The 22,114-nt window shown below is 62.1% G+C and carries 16 protein-coding genes; 7 read left to right on the top strand and 9 right to left on the bottom strand.

What is annotated here, in order from left to right:
- Positions 1 to 2 precede the first annotated feature (2 nt).
- From ACIPOO_RS03910 to ACIPOO_RS03920, 3 genes are read right to left on the bottom strand one after another with little or no spacing between them, the layout of a single operon-like run.
- Positions 3 to 1,526 (bottom strand): glucosyltransferase domain-containing protein, encoded by a 1,524-nt coding sequence (locus ACIPOO_RS03910; protein ID WP_400604567.1) that lies wholly within the window; start codon positions 1,524 to 1,526, stop codon positions 3 to 5.
- Positions 1,507 to 2,487, bottom strand: a complete 981-nt coding sequence (locus tag ACIPOO_RS03915; RefSeq protein WP_400604570.1) for a glycosyltransferase family 2 protein — start codon at positions 2,485 to 2,487, stop codon at positions 1,507 to 1,509. The genes ACIPOO_RS03910 and ACIPOO_RS03915 overlap by 20 nt, the downstream gene beginning before the upstream one ends.
- Entirely contained in the window at positions 2,484 to 2,855 is a 372-nt protein-coding gene (locus tag ACIPOO_RS03920; RefSeq protein ID WP_274135058.1) for a GtrA family protein, read from the bottom strand. The genes ACIPOO_RS03915 and ACIPOO_RS03920 overlap by 4 nt, the downstream gene beginning before the upstream one ends.
- Before the next feature lie 283 nt (positions 2,856 to 3,138).
- Between ACIPOO_RS03920 and ACIPOO_RS03925 the strand changes: the two genes are divergently transcribed.
- The 4 genes from ACIPOO_RS03925 (at position 3,139) to ACIPOO_RS03940 (ending at position 9,268) form a co-directional block, all read left to right on the top strand.
- Entirely contained in the window at positions 3,139 to 4,281 is a 1,143-nt protein-coding gene (locus ACIPOO_RS03925) for an OpgC domain-containing protein (protein ID WP_400604572.1), read from the top strand.
- Between the two features lie 284 nt (positions 4,282 to 4,565).
- Positions 4,566 to 7,688, top strand: a complete 3,123-nt coding sequence (locus ACIPOO_RS03930; RefSeq protein WP_400604574.1) for a transglycosylase domain-containing protein — start codon at positions 4,566 to 4,568, stop codon at positions 7,686 to 7,688.
- A gap of 219 nt (positions 7,689 to 7,907) precedes the next feature.
- On the top strand, positions 7,908 to 8,501 hold the full coding sequence (locus ACIPOO_RS03935; protein WP_400604576.1) for a PadR family transcriptional regulator: 594 nt from the start codon (positions 7,908 to 7,910) through the stop codon (positions 8,499 to 8,501).
- Positions 8,498 to 9,268 carry a siderophore-interacting protein gene (locus tag ACIPOO_RS03940; RefSeq protein ID WP_400604578.1) on the top strand — a complete coding sequence of 257 codons (771 nt, stop codon included), beginning with the start codon at positions 8,498 to 8,500 and terminating at the stop codon, positions 9,266 to 9,268. Before ACIPOO_RS03935 ends, ACIPOO_RS03940 begins: the two co-directional genes overlap by 4 nt.
- 169 nt (positions 9,269 to 9,437) lie before the next feature.
- On the opposite strand, the gene ACIPOO_RS03945 is transcribed toward ACIPOO_RS03940, so the two are convergent.
- Together ACIPOO_RS03945 and ACIPOO_RS03950 are read right to left on the bottom strand one after the other, a co-directional pair.
- A complete protein-coding gene (locus ACIPOO_RS03945) occupies positions 9,438 to 10,100 on the bottom strand; it encodes a Pr6Pr family membrane protein (RefSeq protein ID WP_400604580.1) in 663 nt (220 codons plus the stop codon).
- Positions 10,101 to 10,123: 23 nt separating this feature from the next.
- Entirely contained in the window at positions 10,124 to 10,351 is a 228-nt protein-coding gene (locus ACIPOO_RS03950; RefSeq protein WP_274135493.1) for a VF530 family protein, read from the bottom strand.
- Positions 10,352 to 10,629: 278 nt separating this feature from the next.
- On the opposite strand from ACIPOO_RS03950, the gene ACIPOO_RS03955 reads away from it, so the two are divergent.
- The 3 genes from ACIPOO_RS03955 to ACIPOO_RS03965 all read left to right on the top strand — a co-directional run bounded on the left by ACIPOO_RS03955 (position 10,630) and on the right by ACIPOO_RS03965 (position 16,966).
- A complete protein-coding gene (locus ACIPOO_RS03955) occupies positions 10,630 to 12,660 on the top strand; it encodes a TonB-dependent receptor (protein WP_400604582.1) in 2,031 nt (676 codons plus the stop codon).
- Between the two features lie 406 nt (positions 12,661 to 13,066).
- Positions 13,067 to 14,431, top strand: a complete 1,365-nt coding sequence (locus ACIPOO_RS03960; RefSeq protein WP_400604584.1) for a carbohydrate porin — start codon at positions 13,067 to 13,069, stop codon at positions 14,429 to 14,431.
- A 117-nt stretch (positions 14,432 to 14,548) separates the two neighbouring features.
- Positions 14,549 to 16,966: a glucose/quinate/shikimate family membrane-bound PQQ-dependent dehydrogenase gene (locus ACIPOO_RS03965; RefSeq protein ID WP_400604586.1), complete on the top strand. Its 2,418-nt coding sequence runs from the start codon at positions 14,549 to 14,551 to the stop codon at positions 16,964 to 16,966.
- A 591-nt stretch (positions 16,967 to 17,557) separates the two neighbouring features.
- Here the strand turns inward: ACIPOO_RS03965 and ACIPOO_RS03970 are convergent.
- The 4 genes from ACIPOO_RS03970 to ACIPOO_RS03985 are packed head-to-tail and all read right to left on the bottom strand — an operon-like array spanning position 17,558 to position 21,912.
- Positions 17,558 to 17,989: a group 1 truncated hemoglobin gene (locus ACIPOO_RS03970; protein ID WP_400604588.1), complete on the bottom strand. Its 432-nt coding sequence runs from the start codon at positions 17,987 to 17,989 to the stop codon at positions 17,558 to 17,560.
- Positions 17,989 to 18,879 (bottom strand): DUF3034 family protein, encoded by an 891-nt coding sequence (locus ACIPOO_RS03975; RefSeq protein ID WP_274135503.1) that lies wholly within the window; start codon positions 18,877 to 18,879, stop codon positions 17,989 to 17,991. The genes ACIPOO_RS03970 and ACIPOO_RS03975 overlap by 1 nt, the downstream gene beginning before the upstream one ends.
- Before the next feature lie 13 nt (positions 18,880 to 18,892).
- Positions 18,893 to 21,244 (bottom strand): EAL domain-containing protein, encoded by a 2,352-nt coding sequence (locus tag ACIPOO_RS03980; protein ID WP_400604591.1) that lies wholly within the window; start codon positions 21,242 to 21,244, stop codon positions 18,893 to 18,895.
- Entirely contained in the window at positions 21,241 to 21,912 is a 672-nt protein-coding gene (locus tag ACIPOO_RS03985) for a methylamine utilization protein (protein WP_400604593.1), read from the bottom strand. Before ACIPOO_RS03985 ends, ACIPOO_RS03980 begins: the two co-directional genes overlap by 4 nt.
- Positions 21,913 to 22,114: the final 202 nt, after the last annotated feature.

The following is a 22,114-nucleotide window of genomic DNA, read 5'->3' on the forward strand; positions in this document are numbered from 1 at the left end:
CATCACCAGTGGAACTTGTACCGGCCACTGCCCTCTGGTGTTTTCAACTCGATATAACCGATGTTCCCGATCCGCACGATGTCGTAGAACAGATTATTGACCAGCACTTGAGGATGCGTGTCGACAGTCGCGTCCATGAATGACTGCCGCGTTTTCGAAGCCACATTATTGAAACCCGCCACTGCAAATCTCTCGGCCATGGTTATTTGCGTCTTGTCGAGAATGAACGCCAACGCCGGCATCTGCTCCAGAGTGCCCGCCACCGCCGGCAGCCACAGTCGCAAATCTTCTGGAGGTATCAGGTAGAAGTCCTGAATCTTGCGCAGTTCAGCGCGAGAGGAGAGATCGTAGCCGATGCTCTGCACCACACTTGTCTCCAGTGTTTTTTGCGCCACAAGGACGCGGCCGTACGCAAAGGAGAAAGACAGCATGCACACTAACGGGATCAGCAACAGCCCAGACGCTGCCGGATGTATTTCCCCAAGCGCTTTGCGAGCGAAATAAAACCCCGCAACCATCACACAGGACACTGCCATCAGTGATCGACAGTTAAGTGCGAAATCTTCGATGACTAAAATGATGCCTGGCACCGCAATCATCATCACCAACCACGCAATGGCGCAAAGGACGACGCACGCCATTCGTTCCGTCAGCCTGCGTTCCGAGCGCAGTACGGCAACCAGCATCAGCGCGATACCCGCCACCGCTGCCACGCCCAGCAACGCCATGATCATCCGGTTGCCATCGGTAATGAGCAGGCCGATGACTTCAGCCACTTTGCTCAGCCGTGCTGTGATCAATGCGCCCCAGCCCTCGCCGTCATGGGCCAGCGTCCCGCGCCAACTGGCATAGAATTGAAAGGCCGTGAAGTAGTAGAGAATGCAGGCGACCGACAATTGCAAGATGCGCTCGGCAATCCCCAGCAATATTGACTTCAAGTCAACGCCGTCACAGATGCCGCGCAGGCATTCGATACAACACAGGGCAACGAACACCTGCAGCGTAATCTGATAAAGACTGGCAGCCGCCACCAGCAGCAGGCCGGGAATTACTGTGCGCAATCCCAAGTGCCGATGTTTGAAGGTAATGGCAAAGATGACGCAGCATAACGCCAGAATCATCATCGGCCCGTCGTATTGATAACTCAGGTTGCCGAGAAAGAATGGGCTGTACAGCAGCGGCAGAACGACTGAACAATCGAACAGGCAAGGCTTGCGAAAGTAGTGGCGTGTCAATGAGGCCAGCGCCAATACCAGCACGGGCAGCATCAACAACAGCGGCAATGGAAATACATCCACTGAGTGCGAACTGAAGCCCACTACAGCCTGGAATACCTGCATCAACCCGCGACCCTGACTTCGCCACAGGTCTTCCCCCAGAAACAATTGACGTGGCACATCATCGCCGTAGGGATAATCCGCCTGGATGATCGGGAAGACAAACAGCAGCGTCGCGATGGCAAATACCATGATCAACTGTCGCGAACCCAAGGGCTTCAGGCACTTGTCAAACATGGCGACTGGCATCTCTGTCCGTCAGGTTATCGCCGGCCGGGAAATCACCTCTATGGATAACCACCTCCTTGATCACATAACGTGGCCGATGCTTGCTCTCCAGATAAATCCGGCCGATGTACTCACCGAGAATGCCGATACCGATCAGTTGCGTCCCACCCAGAAACAGAATCGAAACCATCAGTGAGGAATAACCCGGCACCGGATTGCCGTTAACGGCGTAATCGAGCAGCAGGTATCCGGCGAACAACAGCGTGGACATGGAAATCAGACCGCCGATGTACGTCCACATGCGCAATGGCACAGTGCTGAAAGACGTGATGCCGTCGAGGGCCAGATTCCACAACTTCCACACGTTGTACTTGCTGCGTCCCGCGACCCGGGCGACACGGTCGTATTCCACGGTCACAGTGTCGAATCCGGCCCAGGCCAGCATGCCCTTCATGAACACTTGCTGTTCGGGCATCCCCTTGATGACATCCACGACCTTGCGATCCAGCAACCTGAAATCACCGACGTTTTCTTCGATCCGGGTCGAGGAAATTCGGCGCAGTACCCTGTAGAACAGAGCGGCCGAATGCCGCTTGAAGAAGCTTTCGGCATCACGATGGCGACGCTTGGCCAGCACGATCTCTGCACCTGCCTGCCAGGCGGTGATGAGCTGGCCGATGACGCTGACCGGATCCTGCAAGTCCACGTCCACCGGAATCACCGCATCGCCAGTGGCGTACTCGATGCCGGCAAACAGCGCGGCTTCCTTGCCGAAGTTGCGCGAAAAGGTCAGCAGCACGACATCCGGATCAGCATCGGCAAGGGCCTTGGTGCGGCGACCGGTGGAGTCCTGGCTGCCGTCGTCGACAAAGACGATTTCAACGCGCCAACCCTGCAGGCCGCGATCCTGCCGGATGGCCTGATAAAACAGCTCGACCGTATGTTCCTCGTTGTACAGCGGCACCACCAGCGAGACTTTCATGACTGGCCTCCGGCAAACACCACGCGTTTGCAGAACAGGTAACCGATCACCAGGCTGCTGGCTGAAAAAACCACAATCGTCACCGCAGGCAACCAGGCAAAGGCGTCGCCCAGAGCGCCGATCACCAGGCTCAGCAAGGCCATAAACGCCATGAACACCCAATAGCGACGCCATGAGCGGTAAGTCTGGAAGGTAAAACGCGCGTTGAGGCAGAACGACAGGGAGGCGGCGGCGAGAAAGCCCGCGAGGTTGCTGCGGGTCTGCGACAGGCCGAAGCCCCCATGCAGCGCGACGAAAACGGCCGCATGGAGAACGGTATTACCCAACCCGACCAGGCTGTAGCGCGCGAACCTGTGCAGCGGTGCCATGATTGACGTTCCGGAGTGGGTGACCGTCCTGGTCAACTGCTGATCCGGTGCGGGGCCGGATCATGATCGTCCTGTCCTTGCAGTGAAGTCGCTCGGCATGACTTGCGCATGACCGGCTGTCGGCTATGCCCGTTGGGGCCGGAGACATCCTGTAATACGCAATCTTTGCAATTATGTGACAAAACCGCCACCCTTCGCGCCGCCGATCAGCCTCCCTGGCCGGCGTTGAACCTGAGCCACTGATGGCTATCTTCTTTAAACAGTCTTGCAAGAGTTCACCGTCATGACGAACGGACGCGACCATCGAATCGACTTCTTTCGAGGCTTGGCGCTGATCTTCATTTTTTGGGATCACGTACCGGAAAACCCTTTCGCGCAGCTGACCCTGCGTAATTTCGGCTTCAGCGATGCGGCGGAGGTCTTCGTGTTCCTGGCCGGTTTCGCGGCCGTGACGGCCTATGGCCGAGTGGCGCAGCGTGATGGCTACGTGGTCGCCTGCCTGAGAATCCTCAAGCGGACCTGGGTGCTTTACGTCGCGCACATCTTTTTGCTGACCTTGCTGATGGGCATCGTGTTCGTCGCCAACAACCATGTCGACACCCGCGACATGGTGCGCGAAATGGGCCTGGAGTATTTCGTCGGCAACCCGCAACAGGCGCTGGCAGACGAACTGCTGCTGCGCTTCAAACCCAACCTGACCGACCCGCTGCCGCTGTACATCCTGCTGATGGGTGCGCTGCCGCTGATCCTGCCGATCATGCTGCGCAACGCGGCGGTCGCGGTGGGGCTGTCGTTCGGGCTGTACCTGATGGTGCCGCTGTTCGGCTGGAACCTGCGCGCCTATGAAGGTGGTGGGTACTGGTACTTCAACCCGGTGGCCTGGCAGTTGATTTTCGTGCTCGGTGGCGCTTTTGCCATGTACACCCAGCGTGCTGTAGAGCCTCGTCCGGCGGCGCGACCAGTGTGGCAACAGCCGGTATTTCTGATCGCTGCGCTGTACATGCTGATCGCGGGCACCATCACCTTCCTGTGGAAATTCCCGACCGTCCACGATGCTCTGCTGCCCAAGGCGTTCACCGACCTGATCTACCCGATCAGCAAGACCGACCTCTCGCCCCTGCGCCTGATCCACTTCATCGCGCTGGTGTACGTCGTCGCCAAACTGCTGCCCGCCACCCAGACCTGGCTGGACAACTGGCCCGCCCGGCAGACCTGCCGCATGGGCCGCTACTCGCTGGAAATCTTCTGCCTGGGCGTGCTCCTCGCGCCGCTGGCCGACGGGGTCAATGCGCTGGCAGGCGACGTATGGCAAATGCGCGTCATCACCGCCCTGCTCGGGTTGGGGCTGATGTTGCTGCTGTCCAACTGGCTGGAACTCAACAAGCGGTTGGGCAGCCCGAAGGTTGCGCAGGTGGTGAAGGTTTGAGGCCCCCGCACGGCTGACCGCAGGTAGCGAATTCACGACCGCCCCCGCCGGCAAGCCGTGCTGCTACGGGGGATTCGGGGTGGGCTTGGGATGTGTATGACACCGCAAATCCGTAGCAGCACGGCTTGCCGGCGTCGGCGATCTTGAGTGCGCAATCGCTGGTCAGTCGTGGTGTTGACCCGCAGCCCGCTCTGCTACAACTTGTTCACAAATTTTTCACCCTCCCCGCCCAGCGTCTAAGCTTGTAATCAGGTGCGATTAACAGGTTTAACCGGGCCAACGATATGGGCGCTTTGTGGCATTCCGATGCAAAGAAGGCTGCGGTCAAGGCTGACAGTCAGGGGAAGGTTCCGGTGCCAGCGGGCTCAGGCCATGGTCGTCATGTGTGGCGGGCGCTGCTGGTATTGATTCTGGTGGCCTTGGTGATCCTGGGATTTGTGATCGCCACGGAAAGCCGTTCTTCAAGGCTGCAGGCCCGGGAATTCAGCCAGTTGGCCCGGGACCTGAACTATCGCGTCGAAAGCGGCCCAAGCGATGCGATCATCTATCCCGGTGATGGCCCGTTCGACAAGCGCCTGGGCTATTCGGCTCTGGGCGACTTCCTGCCGCGCCTGCTCAAGCGCGACTACCGCGTCACCGAGCAATCGCGCTTTTCACCAGAACTGGTTTCCTACGTGAAACGCGGTTTTTTCGTGCCCTATCAGGAGAAAAGCCAGTCTGGCCTGACCATCTCCGACTGCCGCGGCGATGCGCTGTATCAATTCACCTACCCGCAACAGCTCTATCCGGATTTCGCCTCGATCCCGCCCGTGCTGGTCAACAGCCTGCTGTTCATCGAAAACCGCGACCTGCTGGACAGCAAACATCCGCTGGCCAACCCCGCCGTGGACTGGCCGCGCTTTCTCAAGGCTGCCGTTTCCCAGGTCGCCAAACTGGTCGGCCTGCCCGGTCAGTCGGCAGGCGGCAGCACCCTGGCCACCCAACTGGAGAAGTACCGCCACTCCCCCGACGGCCTGACTCAATCCGGCGCCGAGAAAATCCGCCAGATGGTCTCGGCCAGTGTGCGAGCCTACCAGCCAGGTCAGGAAACCATGGAGGCTCGCCAGCGGGTGGTGCGCGATTACCTGAACAGCGTGCCGCTCTCGGCAGTGCCAGGCCACGGCGAAGTGCACGGGATGGCCGAGGGTCTGCGGGTTTGGTACGGCGCTGATTTCGACCGCACCAACCAGTTGCTGGCAAGCCCCGCCAGGGATGCCAAGACCCTCGCCGCCCAAGGCCTGGCCCTGCGCGAAGTGCTGTCGCTGGTGATCGCCCAGCGCCGCCCTTCGCATTATCTGGCCAAGGGCCGCAAGGAATTGGCTGACCTGACAGACAGCCACATTCGTGTGCTGGCGCAGAACAATGTGATCGAGCAATCCCTGGCCGATGCGGCGCTGGGCGCCACCGTCACCTATCGCGACTGGGTGCAGCAACCCACCGTGCAGCCCATCGAGACCAACAAGGGCATCACCGTCGCCCGCACGCGCCTGTCCAACATGCTCGACCGGCCGCTGTACGACCTCGACCGCCTGGACCTGTCGGCCACCAGCACCCTGCAGAATGATCTGCAGGTCAGCGTCGGCCAGTACCTGCGTGACCTCGCCAATCCGGAGGTCGCGGGCAAACTGGGCCTGCTCGGCGAACACCTGCTGACACCTACCAGCACCCAGGCGGTGCGCTACAGCTTCACCCTGTTCGAGCGCGACATCGACGGCTCCCGCGTGCGGGTGCAGACCGACAGCACCGACCAGCCGTTCGACATCAACGAAGGCAGCAAGCTGGAGCTTGGCTCGACCGCCAAGATGCGGGTACTGACCACTTACCTGCAGATCATCCAGGAACTGCACGACAAGTACTCGGGCATGAGCAATGCCGATCTCAAGAAAGTGCCGGTCGAGCCCCCTGACCAGTTGAGCCGCTGGGCGCTGGACTACCTGATGCAGAACAATGACCGCGACCTGTCGAAGATGCTGGCCGCAGCCCTGGACCGCAAATATTCGGCCAGCCCCGGCGAAAACTTTTTCACCGGCGGCGGGCTGCATCACTTCAACAATTTCCGCAAGGAAGACAACGCCCGCAATCCGACCCTGCGCGAAGCACTGCGCGAGTCGATCAACCTGCCGTTCATTCGCCTGATGCGCGATGTGGTGCGCTACGTCACCTACCAGGGCCCGAACAACAGCGCCGTGCTGCTCAAGGACGACAGCGACCCGCGGCGTCAGGAGTATCTCGCGGATTTTGCTGACCGCGAGGGCACATCCTTCCTGCTCAAGTTCTGGAAGCGCTACCGCAACAAGACCACACAGGATCGGCTCGACACCTTCATGGATGGCGTTCATCCGTCCGCCAGCCGGATCGCGGCGGTGCACCGCTACCTGTTGCCCAATGCCAGCCAGAGTGCTTTCAGCGCCTTCGTCAAAGCCCATGTGGTGATCGACAAGACCCAGCCGCCGCTCACCGAGAAGCGCCTCGACGACCTGTACTACGCCTACGGCCCCGGGAAGTTCGACCTGCCCGATCAAGGCTATATCGCCCGCGTTCACCCGCTGGACCTGTGGCTGGTGGGCTACCTGTTGCAGAACCCCGAAGCGAGCTTCAAGGACGCCGTGGCCGCCAGCCGTTTCGAGCGTCAGGAGGTGTACAGCTGGCTGTTCAAGAGCCGGCACAAGAGCGCCCGTGACAACCGCATTCGCACGATGCTGGAGATCGAAGCCTTCCTCGACATCCACCAGCGCTGGCGGCGCCTGGGCTATCCGTTCGACCACCTGGTGCCCTCGCTGGCGACTGCAATTGGCAGTTCAGGCGACCGTCCTGCGGCGTTGGCCGAGCTGATCGGCATCATTCAGAACGACGGGATTCGCCTGCCGGTGCTACGCATCGACAGCCTGCATTTCGCCGCCGATACGCCCTATGAAACGCTGCTCAACAACAACCCGGAACTGGGCAAGCGCGTGTTGTCGCCGCAAGTGGCCGGGGCGATGCGCGAGGCCCTGTCTCAGGTCGTGGATGCGGGCACCGCGCGACGGGTGTCGGGCACGTTCAAGACGCCGGACGGCACCACGCTGGCCATGGGCGGCAAGACCGGGACCGGTGACAACCGCATCGAAAGCTTTGGCTCGGGCGGGCGGATCCTGGCCTCCAAGGCGATCAACCGCACCGCGACGTTCGTGTTCTACATCGGCGACAACCACTTCGGCACCCTGACGGCTTACGTACCGGGCCGCGCCGCCGAGGCCTTCAAGTTCACCTCGGCCCTGCCCGTCCAGGTGCTCAAGGGCATGGCGCCGATTCTCAATCCGTACCTCCAGGCGGGCACCTATACCCAATGCAAGGCGCCTGCGGCGACGCAGGTGGCGGCAACACTTTAAGCCTCGCCACAGACCCCGTAGCAGCACGGCTTGCCGGCGGGGACGGTGTGTCAGTCAACTCATTCATCACTGACACAACGCCCCCGCCGGCAAGCCGTGCTGCTACGAGACTGTGCCTGACCTTCCACAAATGAGAACCGTTCGTCTTGAGACATCTTGCATCTTTCTTAAGATATATCTTAAGGTATATCTAACGTAACGAGAGAGAGATGAAAGACGATGAGAGACCACTCACACGACCACCCCCATCACCACCGCCCGCACTTCGGCGATCACGGCGACGGGCGTGATGGATTCGAGAAACGCACCGGCCGCGAGCGCGGTGGACGCGGCCCTCGGGTCTTCGCGCCCGGCGACCTGAAGCTGCTGCTGTTGGCATTGATTGCCGACCAGCCCTGCCACGGCTATGACCTGATCCGCCAGATCGAAGGCCTGTTCGACGGTGCCTACAGCCCAAGCCCCGGCGTGATCTACCCGACCCTGACCTTTCTTGAAGAAAGCGAGCTGATCACAGGCGACGCCGAAGGCGGCAAGAAGCGCTACCAGATCACCGCAGCCGGCCAGCAATTCCTGGTGGAACAGGCCGTGGCGCTGGATGGCGTGAAGATGCGCATCGAGGTCAGCAAACGCTCACTGCGCGGCCATGACCGCCCGCCAGAGATCCACGAGGCGGTGCACAACCTCCGCCACGCCCTGCAAATGCATCACGGTCGCTGGACACCGGACGAAATCATCCGCGTGCGCGACCTGCTCAACGAAACCGCCAAAGCCGTTGTCGACGCCCCCCACACCCGTTCGGAGAAGCCGGTATGAATTCACAGCAATCGATCCACCGCGTCAGCCATGAAATCAAGCGGCGCAAACTTCAAGTGTTGCGCGTCACCGACATCACCCCGCGCATGCGCCGCATTACCTTGCACGGTCCGCAACTGCAAGGCTTCATCAGCCTGGGCACCGACGATCACGTCAAACTGCTGTTCGCGACCACGCCAGAAGAACAGGCCGCGCTGGAAGACTTCATGCCCGGTTCGAGCAACGACGGCCCTCGTCCTGCGATGCGCGACTACACGCCGCGCCGCTACGATGCGCAATCGGGCGAGCTGGACATCGATTTCGTGCTGCACGGTGACGGGCCCGCCGCTACCTGGGCGGCCCAGGCTGCGGTCGGTCAGTTTCTGTTCATCGCAGGTCCCCGCGGGTCGATGATCGTGCCGGACATGTTCGACAGCTACCTGTTGATCGGCGACGAAACCGCCCTGCCCGCCATCGCCCGCCGTCTGGAAGAACTGCCGGGCAATCGCCGTGCGCTGGTGGTGGTGGAAATCGAAGACAACGCCGAGCGCCAGACGCTGGAAAGCCAAGCCCAGGTGGAGGTGATCTGGGTGGTGCGCGGTGAGCGGGATCTGCTGGAAGTGACGCGCCAACTGACGCTGCCCGAGGGGGATCTTTACGCCTGGGTGGCGACTGAGTCGTCGCTGTCGCGCAAGGTACGCCGGGTGCTGCTCGATGAGTTCAAGCTTGATGAAGCGGCGGTGAAGGCGGCGGGCTATTGGCGTATTGCGGGTTCCGACGAGGATTAACCCAACGCCGCATTCCTCGTAGCAGCACGGCTTGCCGGCGGGTGCGGCGTGTCAGCGATGAAAAAGTTGACTGACACACCGCTCCCGCCGGCAAGCCGTGCTGCTACGGACGAGTCAGTTCAGGGAGGTGTGTGTCGTCTGACACACCGCATCGCGGGCAAGCGCGCTCCTACGGGGCTGGGTGGGGCGATCTTGCTTTATCTACCAGCCAGATCAGCAAACCGACCCCCACGAAGCCCGCCAGCACACCCAGCGCATTGGTCATGGCTGCCGCAAGGCCCAGCGTGCCAATGTCCAGGAACGGGTAGACATAATCGCCAATCATGTCGCCCCGGAACAGCAAATAACCGAAATACATAACCGGGTACAGCATCCACGCCAGGACGTGTTTGACCCTGAGCGTGCCCTTGCGCACGAACAGCCACCAATACCCCAGAAACACCAGCGGCATGACGTCGTGCAGCAGTTCATCGGTCAGCCACTGCCAGCCCTGCGGGCTCCACAAATGGCGCAGCAGCAGGCTGTAGGCAATGCCGACCACCACAATGCTTGCGGTGATGCCGCTGCACGCAGCAGGTGATCTGAAAAAGCGATGGCCCGCCGAGTGCCGATCGGTGATGGCGCAGGTCAGCGCGGTCGCGACCAGGGTGTTGGTCAGCACCGTGAAATAGCTGAAGAATTTCACCAGCCCGCCGAGCAGGCTGGCCTGATCGGTCCAGCGCCCCCACAACACCAGATACAACTGCACCGCCAGCGCGAACCAGCCAAGCAGCATGGCGGCAGTGGCGTAGGTGCGTTGTCCTGGCCTCAGTTGCAGTGTCTGGCTGTGCATCACGGGCGATCCCTGTACAGGCATCACCAACGCTTGGTGCGCGCCAGTTTCACGTACAACGCCTCGACCTTCTCCCGCGCCCAGGGCGTCTTGCGCAGAAAGGTCAGGCTCGACTTGATGCTGGGGTCGCTCTTGAAGCAGCGAATGTCGATGCGCTCGGCCAGGCCCGACCACTCGTAGTGCTCGACCAGTGCGTTGAGAATCTGCTCGAGGGTCACGCCGTGCAGCGGGTCGGTGTTGGGTGTGGTCATGGCAGGCCTGTGCAGTGATGAGGTCGAGAGGTGCGCACCTTAGCGGAGCACGCGATGGGTGTGAAGACATTGTAGGAGCGCGCTTGCCCGCGATGCGGTGTGGCAGTCGCCGATGTAGTGTCTGACGCACCGCGGTCGTCCGAATGCGGCCCAGACCAAGCGCGCTCCTACAGGCATCGCGCGGAAACGGGCAATTGCAAAATGATTGCAATTTTAATGTTATGTTATAACAATAAAAAGCTAACCATTGAGTCTCACCTCCGCCAAGGAACCGCTGCATGTCCCGCCCCTCGAAATCCCGGCTCTGGCGCCTCACGCCACTGGCCACCGCGCTGCTGGTCGCCTCTCCCGCATTCGCCATCGAGCTTGAACAGCAAACCATCACCGCCAACCCATTGGGCAGCGATCAACTGGCCTCACCCAGTACCGTGCTCACCGGTGACGACCTGACCCTGCAACAGAAAGGCAGCCTGGGCGAAACCCTGAACAAGCAACCGGGCGTCTCTTCGTCGTACTTCGGACCCGGCGCGAGCCGGCCTATTATTCGCGGGCTGGACGGCGACCGCATTCGCCTGCTGCGCAATGGCGTGGGCGCGCTGGATGCCTCGTCGCTGTCCTACGACCACGCGGTGCCGCTGGACCCGGTGAACGTTGACCGCATCGAAATCGTTCGCGGGCCGGCTGCGTTGCTGTATGGCGGCAGCGCCATTGGCGGCGTGGTCAACACTTTCGACAACCGCATCCCCATCGAGGCCATCGAAGGCATTCACGGTGCCGGCGAATTGCGCTACGGCGGCGCCGACACCACTCGCAGCAGCGCAGGCAAGCTGGAAGCGGGCAACGGCACCTTTGCCTTGCACCTGGACGCCAATGCCCGGGAATTCAACGATCTGAAGATTCCCGGTTACGCCCGCACCGCCGACGAACGCGCCCGCGATCCCGATGGCGGCGACAAGAAGCACCGTCTGGGCAACAGCGACGGGCGTCAGGACGGCGGTGCCATCGGTGGTTCCTACACCTGGGACGACGGCTATGCGGGCCTGTCCTACAGCAACTACGACGCCAACTACGGATCGCCCGCCGAACAGGACGTGCGCATCCGCATGAAGCAGGATCACTACGCGTTCGCTTCGGAAATCCGCAACCTGGCAGGCCCGTTCAGCTCGGTGAAACTCGACGCCGGTTACACCGAATACAAGCACATGGAGATCGAGGACGGCGAAGTCGGCACCACCTTCAAGAACAAGGGTTACGAGGCCCGTGTCGAAGCGCGCCACCAGCCCATCGGCCCGTTGAACGGGGTGATCGGCGCACAGGTCAGCCGCAGCGAGTTCTCGGCGCTGGGCGAAGAAGCCTTCGTCCCGCAGACCGATACCGACACAGGCGCCCTGTTCATTCTCGAAGAACTGCAAGCCACCGACCGCCTGAAACTGAGCCTGGGTGGGCGCCTGGAACACACCACGGTGGATCCGGACGCGCAAGGCAAGGAGCGCTTCGCCAACGCCGACAGCTCCAGCAGTTTCACTGCGGGCAGCCTGTCCACCGGTGCGGTCTACACCCTGACCCCGGTGTGGTCGCTGGCCGCCACCCTGGGCTACACCGAGCGCGCCCCGACCTTCTACGAGCTGTACGCCAACGGCGCCCACGTCGCGACCGGCACCTACGAACTCGGCAACGCCGATCTGTCGAAGGAAAAGGCCGTCTCCAGCGACCTGGCGCTGCGCTTCGACAACGGCACGCACAAGGGCAGTTTCGGGGTGTTCTACAGCCGCTTCTCCAATTACATCGGGCTGTTGGGGACAGGTCGTACGCTCAATGATGACGGCGAGGAGGACGCGGACGGCATTCCGGAATACACCTACTCGGGCGTGAAGGCGCGCTTTGTCGGATTCGAGGCGCAAGATCGCTGGAAACTGGGCGAAAGCCAGTACGGAAAATTCGCGCTGGAGCTCTCGGGCGACTACACCCGCGCCACCAATCTGGACACTGGCGAAGCCCTGCCGCGCATCGCCCCGCTGCGTTTGAACAGCGGGCTGGTATGGGAGCTGGACAAGTGGCAGGCGCGGATCGACGTCGAACACGCCGCCTCCCAAGGCCGGGTGCCGGACAACGAGAGCGGCACCGACGGCTATACAACGCTGGGGGCCAGCGCCGGTTACAAATTCAACGTGGGTGAGAGTCAGTGGCTGGCGTTCGTCAACGGCGAGAACCTGACCAACCAGACCGTGCGCTACGCCAGCTCCATCCTGCGCGACATCGCCCCGGCGCAGGGGCGCAGCATCGAGGTAGGGCTGCGCACGACGTTCTGATTCGCGAATCCACCTCGGCCCCGTAGCAGCACGGCTTGCCGGCGGGGGCGGTGTGTCAGACAAAACATTCGTCACAGACACACCGCCCCCGCCGGCAAGCCGTGCTGCTACGGAGATTGGTGTCAGCCTTTGTAAAGGTTATCCATCCCCCGTCACATCTGTCGCTCTGTCCAACCCTTACCCACACTAAGGGACAGCGCTACCCCACCTTTTCAACACTGTTGCGCGATATGTAACTATTCATGTCGCAAAATCGTCTTTTTAAAAAATGATTAGCCCCCTATCATCGCGCCGCGTTGAGAGCTGAATCGTTTCTCTTCGCAATCTGTCAAGTTTTGCCACGCGGCTTATCGACGCAGCACGCGGCTGCGCCGTACCCAGATCATCAAAAAGAATTCATCGCCCTATGCCTTTCCATTCGAAACGCTGCACCCACCTTCGCCCGATCCGTCATCGCCACCTTCTGGGGCTCGCCACGCTGACCCTCGCCACCTGCGCCCAGGCCACACCCGCGTTCGACAGTGAATCTCCCTGGATGCTGGGCGACTGGGGCGGCAAGCGCACGGAGCTTTCGCAGCAGGGCTATGACTTCAAGCTCGACACGGTCGTGGAAGTGGGTTCCAACCTGCACGGCGGCTACAACCATGACAAGGCCACCCGCTACGCCGACCAGTTCGCCCTCGGCGCGCACATGGACCTGCAGAAGATCCTCGGCTGGCATGACGCCGAGTTCCAGGTGACGCTGACCAACCGCAACGGCGACAACATCAGCAACGACCGCATCGGCGACCCGCGCGTTGGCACTATCTCCTCGTCCCAGGAAGTCTGGGGCCGTGGCAACGTCACGCGCCTGACCGACCTGTGGTACCAGCAGAAATTCTTCGACCAGAAGCTCAGCGTCAAGGTCGGTCGCTTCAACGAAGGCGAAGACTTCAACACCTTCCCCTGCGACTTCCAGAACCTGTCGTTCTGCGGTTCGCAAGTGGGCAACTGGGGCGGCGGCATCTGGTACAACTGGCCGATCAGCCAGTGGGCCATGCGCGTCAAATTCCAGCTCACTCCCGAGCTGTTCGTGCAGGTCGGTGCGTTCGAGCAGAACCCGTCGAACCTGGAAAACGACAACAACTTCAAGCTCAGCGGCAGCGGCACCCAGGGCGCCGTATTGCCGGTGGAGCTGGTCTGGGCGCCGAAGGTCAATGACCTGCCGGGCGAATACCGCCTGGGTTACTACTACAGCACCGCCGACAGCACGGACGTCTACAAGGACAGCAATGGCGGTTACGCAGCGCTGAGCGGTGAAGAGCATGCGCCGTCGTCCAGCAAGCACGGCATGTGGCTGACCCTGCGCCAGCAGGTGACGAGCCAGGCCAGCGACAACAGCCGGGGCCTGAGCCTGTTCGCCAACGGCACCCTGCACGACAAGAAAACCAACATGATCGACAACTACGTCGCACTGGGCGCCACCTACACCGGCCCGTTCGACGCGCGTCCCAAGGATGACATCGGCCTGGCGGTTGGCCGCATCCACGTTAACCCCGCGTACCGCAAGAACATCAACCTGCAGAACCAGGCCAAAAACCTCAGCGACTACAACGATTCGTCCTTCCTGCCCGTTCAGGACACCGAATACAACGCCGAGCTGTACTACGGCGTGCACGTCACCAACTGGCTGACCGTGCGCCCCAACCTGCAATTCATCCGTCACCCGGGCGGCGTGAGCCAGGTCGATGACGCGCTGGTGGCGGGCCTGAAGATTCAGTCCTCGTTCTGATCCACCTTTCTATACCGCATTTGAGGAACTAGCGTGAAGGCTGTGGCTTCAAAGCTTCAGCCCCACGCTGCAAAGGGACTTGGCGTCAACCAATTAATCGTTACGGAGTACGACACTATGAGCACTGACGGTGCTTTCAGTAAGGGTCGCCTGTTGCCGAGCTTGCTCGGACTGGTGATTCTGGTCATGGGCCTGGCCTTGCTGGCCGGGGGTATCAAACTGCTGACACTGGGCGGGTCGCTGTACTACCTGCTGGCCGGCATCGGCTTTATCGGCACCGGCGTGTTGCTGATGATGGGCCGTCGCTCGGCGCTGGGCCTGTTCGCGCTGGTGCTGTTTGCAAGCACCGTCTGGGCCTTGTGGGAAGTGGGCCTGGACTGGTGGCAACTGGTGCCGCGCCTGTCGCTGTGGTTCGTGCTGGGCTTGGTGATGCTGCTGCCATGGTTCCGCCGCCCGCTGTTGCGTGGTCAGCCTGGCGGCATGCCGAGCACTGCACTGAGCATCGCCGTGGTGCTGGCAGGCCTGACCGCACTGGCCAGCCAGTTCACCAGCCCCGGTGAAATCAAGGGCACGCTGGATCGTGACGACGCAGGCGTCGCCTACGACCCGCAGCCGATGCCTGAAGGCGACTGGCAGGCCTATGGCCGCTCCGAACACGGCAACCGCTACTCGCCGCTCAAGCAGATCACCCCTGAAAACGTCGGCAAGTTGCAGGAAGCCTGGCGCATCCGCACCGGCGACCTGCCAACGGCTGAAGACCCGGTCGAGCTGACCAACGAAAACACCCCGCTCAAGGTCAACGGCATGGTCTATGCCTGCACCCCGCACAGCAAGGTGCTGGCGCTGGACCCTGACACCGGCAAGACGATCTGGAGCTACGACCCGCAGATCTCCAAGGAAGGCGCGAAAAACTTCACTGGCTGGGCGCACATGACCTGCCGTGGCGTTTCGTACTACGACGAAGATGCCTATGCCAAGACCGACGTAGGCGCCCCGGCTGCCGACCTGTCGGACGCCGGCAAGGCCGTTGCCACGTCGTGCCCGCGTCGCCTGTACCTGCCGACCGCCGACGCCCGCCTGATCGCCCTGAACGCCGACACCGGCAAAGTCTGTGAAGACTTCGCCAACAAGGGCGCGGTCGATTTGCGCGCCAACATCGGTCCGTTCACTGCCGGTGGCTACTACTCCACCTCGCCTGCCGCGATCACCCGTAACCTGGTGATCATCGGTGGCCATGTGACCGACAACGAGTCCACCAACGAGCCTTCCGGCGTGATTCGCGCCTATGACGTGCACGACGGCAAGCTGGTGTGGAACTGGGACCCGAACAACCCGGACGCCACCGCACCTATCGCGGCGGACCAGTTCTATTCGCGCAACGCGCCGAACATGTGGTCGCTGGCCAGCGTCGACGAGAAACTGGGCCTGGTCTACCTGCCCCTGGGCAACCAGATGCCTGACCAGTACGGCGGCGACCGTACCCCTGGCGCCGAGAAATTCAGCGCAGGCCTGGTCGCGCTGGACGTGAACACCGGCAAGGTGCGCTGGAACTACCAGTTCACTCACCACGACCTGTGGGACATGGACGTACCGAGCCAGCCAACCCTGATCAACCTGAAAACCAAGGACGGCGTGAAGCCGGCCGTGATTCAGCCGACCAAGCAAGGCAGCCTGTACGTACTGGACCGCCGCGACGGTACGCCGATTGTGCCGATCGACGAAGTGCCTGCGCCGACCGGTGCCGCACAAGGCGACCACACCTCGCCGACCCAAGCGCGTTCGCAGCTGAACATGCTGCCGCCTGAGCTTAAAGAGAAAGACATGTGGGGCGGCAGCGCCTTCGACCAGATGCTGTGCCGCATCCAGTTCAAGGAACTGCGTTACGAAGGCCAGTACACGCCTCCGTCCGAGCAGGGCAGCATCATCTATCCGGGTAACGTGGGCGTGTTCAACTGGGGCGCCGTGTCGGTCGATCCGGTGCGTCAGTTGATGTTCACCAGCCCCAACTACATGGCCTTCGTCTCCAAGCTGGTGCCGCGTGCCAAAGTGGAAGCCGGCAGCAAGCGTGAAAGCGAAACCAGCGGCGTGCAGCCGAACACCGGCGCGCCTTACGCGGTCATCATGCATCCGCTGATGTCGCCGTTCGGCATGCCGTGCCAGGCACCTTCTTGGGGTAACGTGGCCGCTGTCGACCTGACCACCAACCAGGTGGTGTGGAAGCACAAGAACGGCACCAGCCGCGACAACACGCCAGTGCCAATCGGCTTGCCAGTGGGCGTGCCAAGCATGGGCGGTTCGATGGTCACCGCAGGCGGCGTCGGCTTCCTGGCCGGCACCCTGGACCAGTACCTGCGTGCCTATGACGTGAAAACCGGCAAGGAGCTGTTCGCCGGACGTCTGCCAGCAGGCGGCCAGGCCACCCCGATGACCTACACCGGCAAAGACGGCAAGCAATACGTGCTGATCGTCGCCGGCGGCCACGGCTCGCTGGGCACCCGCATGGGCGATTACATCATTGCCTACAAACTGCCGTAGTGATTCGGTAGCGCGGTAAACAAAAAGGCGGTCATCGAAAGGTGACCGCCTTTTTCATTGCCGCCGCCAATCCCGTAGCAGCACGGCTTGCCGGCGGGGGCGTCCGCAAGAGCGCCGACGCCGGCAAGCCGGACTGCTACGGGGTTTGCGGTGCCTGTTACTGTAGGAGCGCGCTTGCCCGCGAAGGCGTCCTCAAGATCGCCCCCGCCGGCAAGCCGTGCTGCTACGGGTGTGGCTGACCTCAACCCTGTAGGAGTGAGCTTGCTCGCGATGGCGTCCGCAAGAGCGCCCCCGCCGGCAAGCCGGACTGCTACGGATGTGTGTCCCTCACCCCTGTAGGAGCGCGCTTGCCCGCGAAGGCGTCCTCAAGAACGCCCCCGCCGGCAAGCCGTGCTGCTACGGGTGTGTGTACCTCACCCTTGTAGGAGCGCACTTGCCCGCGATGGCGTCCGCAAGATCACCCCCCGCCGGCAAGCCGGACTGCTACGGATGTGTGTCCCTCACCCTTGTAGGAGCGCGCTTGCCCGCGACGGCGCCCTCAAGGTCGCAATCGCCGGCAAACCGAACTGCTACGGGGTTGTGGTGCGGTGGTTACTTCTCGATCACATCCCCACGCATCGGCGCCAGCCGCGCGAGCAGACGGTTCTGGGTCGCTACCGGGATGTTCTGCTCATCCATCGCATCGATCAGGTCCTCCACCAGCGCATTGAAATCACTGCGGGTCAGGTTCTGGCCCTTGTGCGACTCGGCCATGCTGTCGCCGGTGTAGCGGCAGGGGCCGCCCGCCTCGACGCAAAACTGCTCCACAAGCTTGTCGCGCAGGCGGACGATGTCGATCTTGCGAAAATGCTCGACGATGCGCTCGTCTTTCGCGATGTGCAGCAACATACCTTCGACGATCTTCTGGATCCCGGCGCGCTGCCCAAGCGCCTGATACAGGCTGTCATCCCTGGGCGGCTGCTGGGCGCAGCCGACGAGCAGCGCCAGGCCCAGCGCACCGAACCAACGTAGCGGCCAGCCCATCAGAAACTCCCCTGCACAGACAGATACGTGCCGTTCTGGTTATCCAGCGTGGCGATTTCTCCCAGCCGTGCGTAGGCCAGCACCACGGATACATGCTTGTTGGGGAACCAGCCGACAAACATATCGGCCCAATCGCTCTCCCCGGCAAATGACAGGTTGTCCGGCTTCTCCCGGTACTCGACGCCCACCGCCCAGCGCGGGTTGAACAGCAGCGCCACCGAGCCTTCTTTCAAAACGCTGCGCGTGTCGCGACGATCACCGCCGAAGCCCAGCAGGCCGGTTTCGTTGGCCCGGCTGTAACGCACGCCGCCGTTGACCACCAGGTTGTAGCCAAAGGCCGCGCCCATGAACAGGCGACTGGCGGTGAGGTAGCCTTCGACGTCCGAATCGCGCCGGGCGCCCACCAGGCTCGGGATCAGGAAATCGTTCTGATGCTTGTACTCGACGCCCAGGGAAACTTGCGGCAACTGATCGTAGATCAGGTCACCGAACAGGCGCACTTTGACGCCAAAGACATCCTGGGTGAGGTTGTCCTCGGGCAGGCTGAATTTATTGACCAGTGACCCCAGGTCGAACCGCTGATGGGCGTAGGACACTTCCACGCGGTTACCGTAGGAAGCGGCCATCCCGACCACGTCCAGGGTGTAGTCCGGCAAATTGACGTGGGTGGCGAAGGCATTTGCGCCCCACTCGCCCTTTTCGTCGTAATTGGCCAGCACCGCCCACGGGATGATCCCGCCACCGGCGGCGCCTTCGATACTGCTGGCGCCCCCGGTCGCGATCAGGCGCCCCTGATCGGCCGCAACAAAAGGCGCTGTTGCTGTCACGCAACCGCCCACCAGACTTGCCAACACCACAGGGCTGAAAACAGCCGAGAGACTACGTGCCATAAACGTGAACCAATCAGTGAACCATCATGCTCGGGGAATGGTGGGATTTGGCGATCCATGCTTCAAACGCGACCGCCGTGAGTGGCCGGCTGATCAGATAGCCCTGCGCCGTGTCGCAATGCCAGCGCTCCAGCAGGCGCAAACTGTGTTCGTACTCGACGCCCTCGGCGACCACTTTGAGCCCCAGGTTATGGCTCATTTCGATGGTGGAACGCACGATCACCGCATCCTCGCTGGTTTCGTCCAGGTTGCGCACGAACGACTGGTCGATCTTGAGCTCCTGCACCGGCAGCCGCTTGAGGTGCGCCAGGGAAGAGTAGCCAGTGCCGAAGTCATCCACCGACAGGCTAATGCCGCACTCGCGCAGGCCATTGAGCACCTTGAGGGCATGCTCGGGCTCGCGCATCACGGCGCTTTCGGTGATCTCGAAGACCAGTTGTTCGGCAGGCACGCGGTACAGCTTGAGCAGGCTCGAGACGCGGTGGGCCAGATCGCCGCTGAGCAGATCGTCCGCCGAGATGTTCACCGACAGCTGCACGTGCAGGCCGCGGCGCCCCCACTCGGCCAACTGGCGCATGGCTTCTTCGATCACCCAGCCGGTGAGTATCTGGATGCTGCCGGTGCGCTCGGCCAGCACGATGAATTCGGCCGGCGAAACATTGCCGAACTGCGGATGTTGCCAGCGCAGCAGGGCTTCGGCCTGACGCACGCGGCCGTTGCGGATATCCAGCTTGGGTTGGTAATGCAGCGCCAGTTCGCCATTGCGGGCGGCGTGGCGCAGATCGCGAATCAGGCAGATCTGCCGCTGGTGGGCCAGGTCGCGGCCGTCTTCGTACACTTGCAGGCGCCCCGGCATTTGCGTTGCATCCTGGTGGGCAATGGAGGCGCGGCGCACCAGCTCCGACGGCGAATCGCCGTTGAGCGGGTAGGCGGCGATGCCGATGCAGGCGTCCAGGGAAATATCGTGGTCGGCGATGCGCTGGGGCTTGAGCAGCAAGCGCTGCAAGCGGTCGGCCACCGCCACCGCAGAATCGGTCTCGGCGTGGTGCACCAGCAACAGGAACTCATGACCGGAAAGCCGCGCCACGGTATCGCCCGGCCGCAGCGGCAGTTGCAGTTGCTCACTAATGACCTGCAACAGCTGCTCGACGCCCTCAGGCCCGATGCTGTCATTGATTGCGCGGAAGTTTTCCAGGCCCAGATACAGCAGCGCCACCGGCCTTTGAGCGGCAATTGCGCTGCCCAGCCGCTCCATCGCCAGCGCCCGGTTCGGCAGCCCGGTGAGGCCGTCGTGCAGGGCGTTGTGAGCCAGTTGCTGCTCGCGCTCTGCGATGCCTGTCTGCATGGAATTGAGTGCGCCGGCCAGCAGTCCCAGTTCGTCACTGCGGGCCAGCATGACCGGCGTCAGGTAGTCACCCTCCTCGATCCGCTTGGCGGCCCGGGCCAGGGCACGCACCGGGAGCGACACACTGCGCGCCAGCAACAGCGTGCCCACCAGGGAACCGGCCAGCGCCACCAGGGTGATCCAGTAGAGTTTTTCGTCCAGCGGCGCGAACGCCTTCATGGCGGTGTCCAGCGGGCTCTGCAGCAGCGCCACGACCTCGCCGTCGGTGTCGCTGATGGTGCCCAGGTGCAGGGTCTTGCTCAGAAAGCTCTGATCCTGGTGCGTGGTCATCTGCATCTGGTCGCTGGCGGGTGTGAGCATCAGCCCTTGCAGGCTGTCGTACAGGGCCTCTGGCTGGGTGCTGATGATCTGCCCCGGGGCCTGATGCACGATGGACAGAAACGATACCTGCAAACCGCTGAGCGAGCGCAACTCCCGGGCCAGGTCGTCATCCATGCTGAACCCCATCACCACCCGGGCAATGGGCAAGGGCGCCATGACCGTGCTTTCCACCAGCAGGTGCGGCTTGCCTTGCAGCGGCACGATCAGCATCGACTGGTTCTTGCTCTTGAGTTCACGCAGCGCCTGCATGTACGGGAACGGCGAGCCCTCGGGAATCTGCGCCACGGTGCTGGCCAGGACCTTGCCGTCCATGCCCAGCAGGAACATGTCCGAGGCATCGATGCGGGCACCGTGATTGAGCAGCACCGAGCGAATGGTCGCAGAGTCGGCGGAGGCCACCGCATCGCGAAAGCCGAAATCACTGGACAACAATTGCACGGCATCGCGTAACCGTTTGCCACGAATCTCCAGCAAGCCCTCGAACACCCGGGTGCCCACCTCCAACTGCACCTGGGCCTGTTTGCGCACGGCATCCTGGGTCGCGGCCTTGACGGCCACGAACACCGCGACGACCACGATCAGCAGCAGCAAAATCAGCACGCTGGCGATGCGGGCCTGGAAGCCGATACGCAATTTCATTCGTGGGCTGCTTTGTGAAAGGCATCGCCGAATGCGCTGGACGGCGGCGCTGCGGGCATGTCGTCGGCCTTGGGCTGCACCGCCAGCTTGAAGTGCTGGTGCAGGCCTGTGGCCGGAATGTCGATTTCACCGCCCGATACCGGTTGCATGTCCACCGCCTGGGGATGCCAGAGCGTAGCCACGTAGTGGCCGGCTGGCATCTGGTCGAGGGTCAGCGTGCCTTTTTCATCGCTCACGCCAAACCATGGATCGTCCGTGACGTACACGTAGCCGAGCATCCAGTCATGGATGTTGCAGCCAAGCACCACCACGCCGGGCTTGTCGAAGAGCACCGGATCCGATGGCGTACCGCCATACAGGCGCAGTTCGAAACGTTTTGCCGCAGAAAAGGAGTACACCTGATGGCGGATGTTGTCGCTGTTGGGAAACTTGATTTGTGTGCCAGTGCGCACTGCGAGCACGTGAGGCGCAAAACGCTGGTCGCGCTGGTCCATGTCGGCCTTGGGCGCCGGCTCCGGCTTGCCGGAAGGGCCTTGCAGCGTGAGCACGACATCGTTCAGGGGCTTGCCCTGAGCATCGACGAAGTCAGCCGTGAGACCTGCAGCATGGCTGGCGCAGGCGCCCAGAAGGGTCGCTGCCAGCAGGAACGTAGATACAACCGGATTCATACGTGGGATCCAAAAACGGCGTGGTCGATAAAAGAATAGCGCCGGCCTTGGCTTTGTGTTGCAGCGTCGCGCGCAGAGTAACCTCACCCTGCAGAAAGATCATGCAATAAAGGCCACTATAAAGCCATCACTCAACGGTCGCCGACGAATGGCACAAGCCACCTATATTTCTCTATCGACGTCCGTATTCAATGCTATCGGC

Origin of the sequence: Pseudomonas sp. NPDC090201 (assembly GCF_044746825.1) — a bacterium.
Taxonomy (GTDB): domain Bacteria; phylum Pseudomonadota; class Gammaproteobacteria; order Pseudomonadales; family Pseudomonadaceae; genus Aquipseudomonas; species Aquipseudomonas putida_AD.

Coding starts and splice junctions, on each gene's coding strand:
- ACIPOO_RS03910 (WP_400604567.1), bottom strand. CDS start 1,526: ATGCCAGTCGCCATGTTTGACAAGTGCCTGAAGCCCTTGGGTTCGCGA.
- ACIPOO_RS03915 (WP_400604570.1), bottom strand. CDS start 2,487: ATGAAAGTCTCGCTGGTGGTGCCGCTGTACAACGAGGAACATACGGTC.
- ACIPOO_RS03920 (WP_274135058.1), bottom strand. CDS start 2,855: ATGGCACCGCTGCACAGGTTCGCGCGCTACAGCCTGGTCGGGTTGGGT.
- ACIPOO_RS03925 (WP_400604572.1), top strand. CDS start 3,139: ATGACGAACGGACGCGACCATCGAATCGACTTCTTTCGAGGCTTGGCG.
- ACIPOO_RS03930 (WP_400604574.1), top strand. CDS start 4,566: ATGGGCGCTTTGTGGCATTCCGATGCAAAGAAGGCTGCGGTCAAGGCT.
- ACIPOO_RS03935 (WP_400604576.1), top strand. CDS start 7,908: ATGAGAGACCACTCACACGACCACCCCCATCACCACCGCCCGCACTTC.
- ACIPOO_RS03940 (WP_400604578.1), top strand. CDS start 8,498: ATGAATTCACAGCAATCGATCCACCGCGTCAGCCATGAAATCAAGCGG.
- ACIPOO_RS03945 (WP_400604580.1), bottom strand. CDS start 10,100: ATGCACAGCCAGACACTGCAACTGAGGCCAGGACAACGCACCTACGCC.
- ACIPOO_RS03950 (WP_274135493.1), bottom strand. CDS start 10,351: ATGACCACACCCAACACCGACCCGCTGCACGGCGTGACCCTCGAGCAG.
- ACIPOO_RS03955 (WP_400604582.1), top strand. CDS start 10,630: ATGTCCCGCCCCTCGAAATCCCGGCTCTGGCGCCTCACGCCACTGGCC.
- ACIPOO_RS03960 (WP_400604584.1), top strand. CDS start 13,067: ATGCCTTTCCATTCGAAACGCTGCACCCACCTTCGCCCGATCCGTCAT.
- ACIPOO_RS03965 (WP_400604586.1), top strand. CDS start 14,549: ATGAGCACTGACGGTGCTTTCAGTAAGGGTCGCCTGTTGCCGAGCTTG.
- ACIPOO_RS03970 (WP_400604588.1), bottom strand. CDS start 17,989: ATGGGCTGGCCGCTACGTTGGTTCGGTGCGCTGGGCCTGGCGCTGCTC.
- ACIPOO_RS03975 (WP_274135503.1), bottom strand. CDS start 18,879: ATGGCACGTAGTCTCTCGGCTGTTTTCAGCCCTGTGGTGTTGGCAAGT.
- ACIPOO_RS03980 (WP_400604591.1), bottom strand. CDS start 21,244: ATGAAATTGCGTATCGGCTTCCAGGCCCGCATCGCCAGCGTGCTGATT.
- ACIPOO_RS03985 (WP_400604593.1), bottom strand. CDS start 21,912: ATGAATCCGGTTGTATCTACGTTCCTGCTGGCAGCGACCCTTCTGGGC.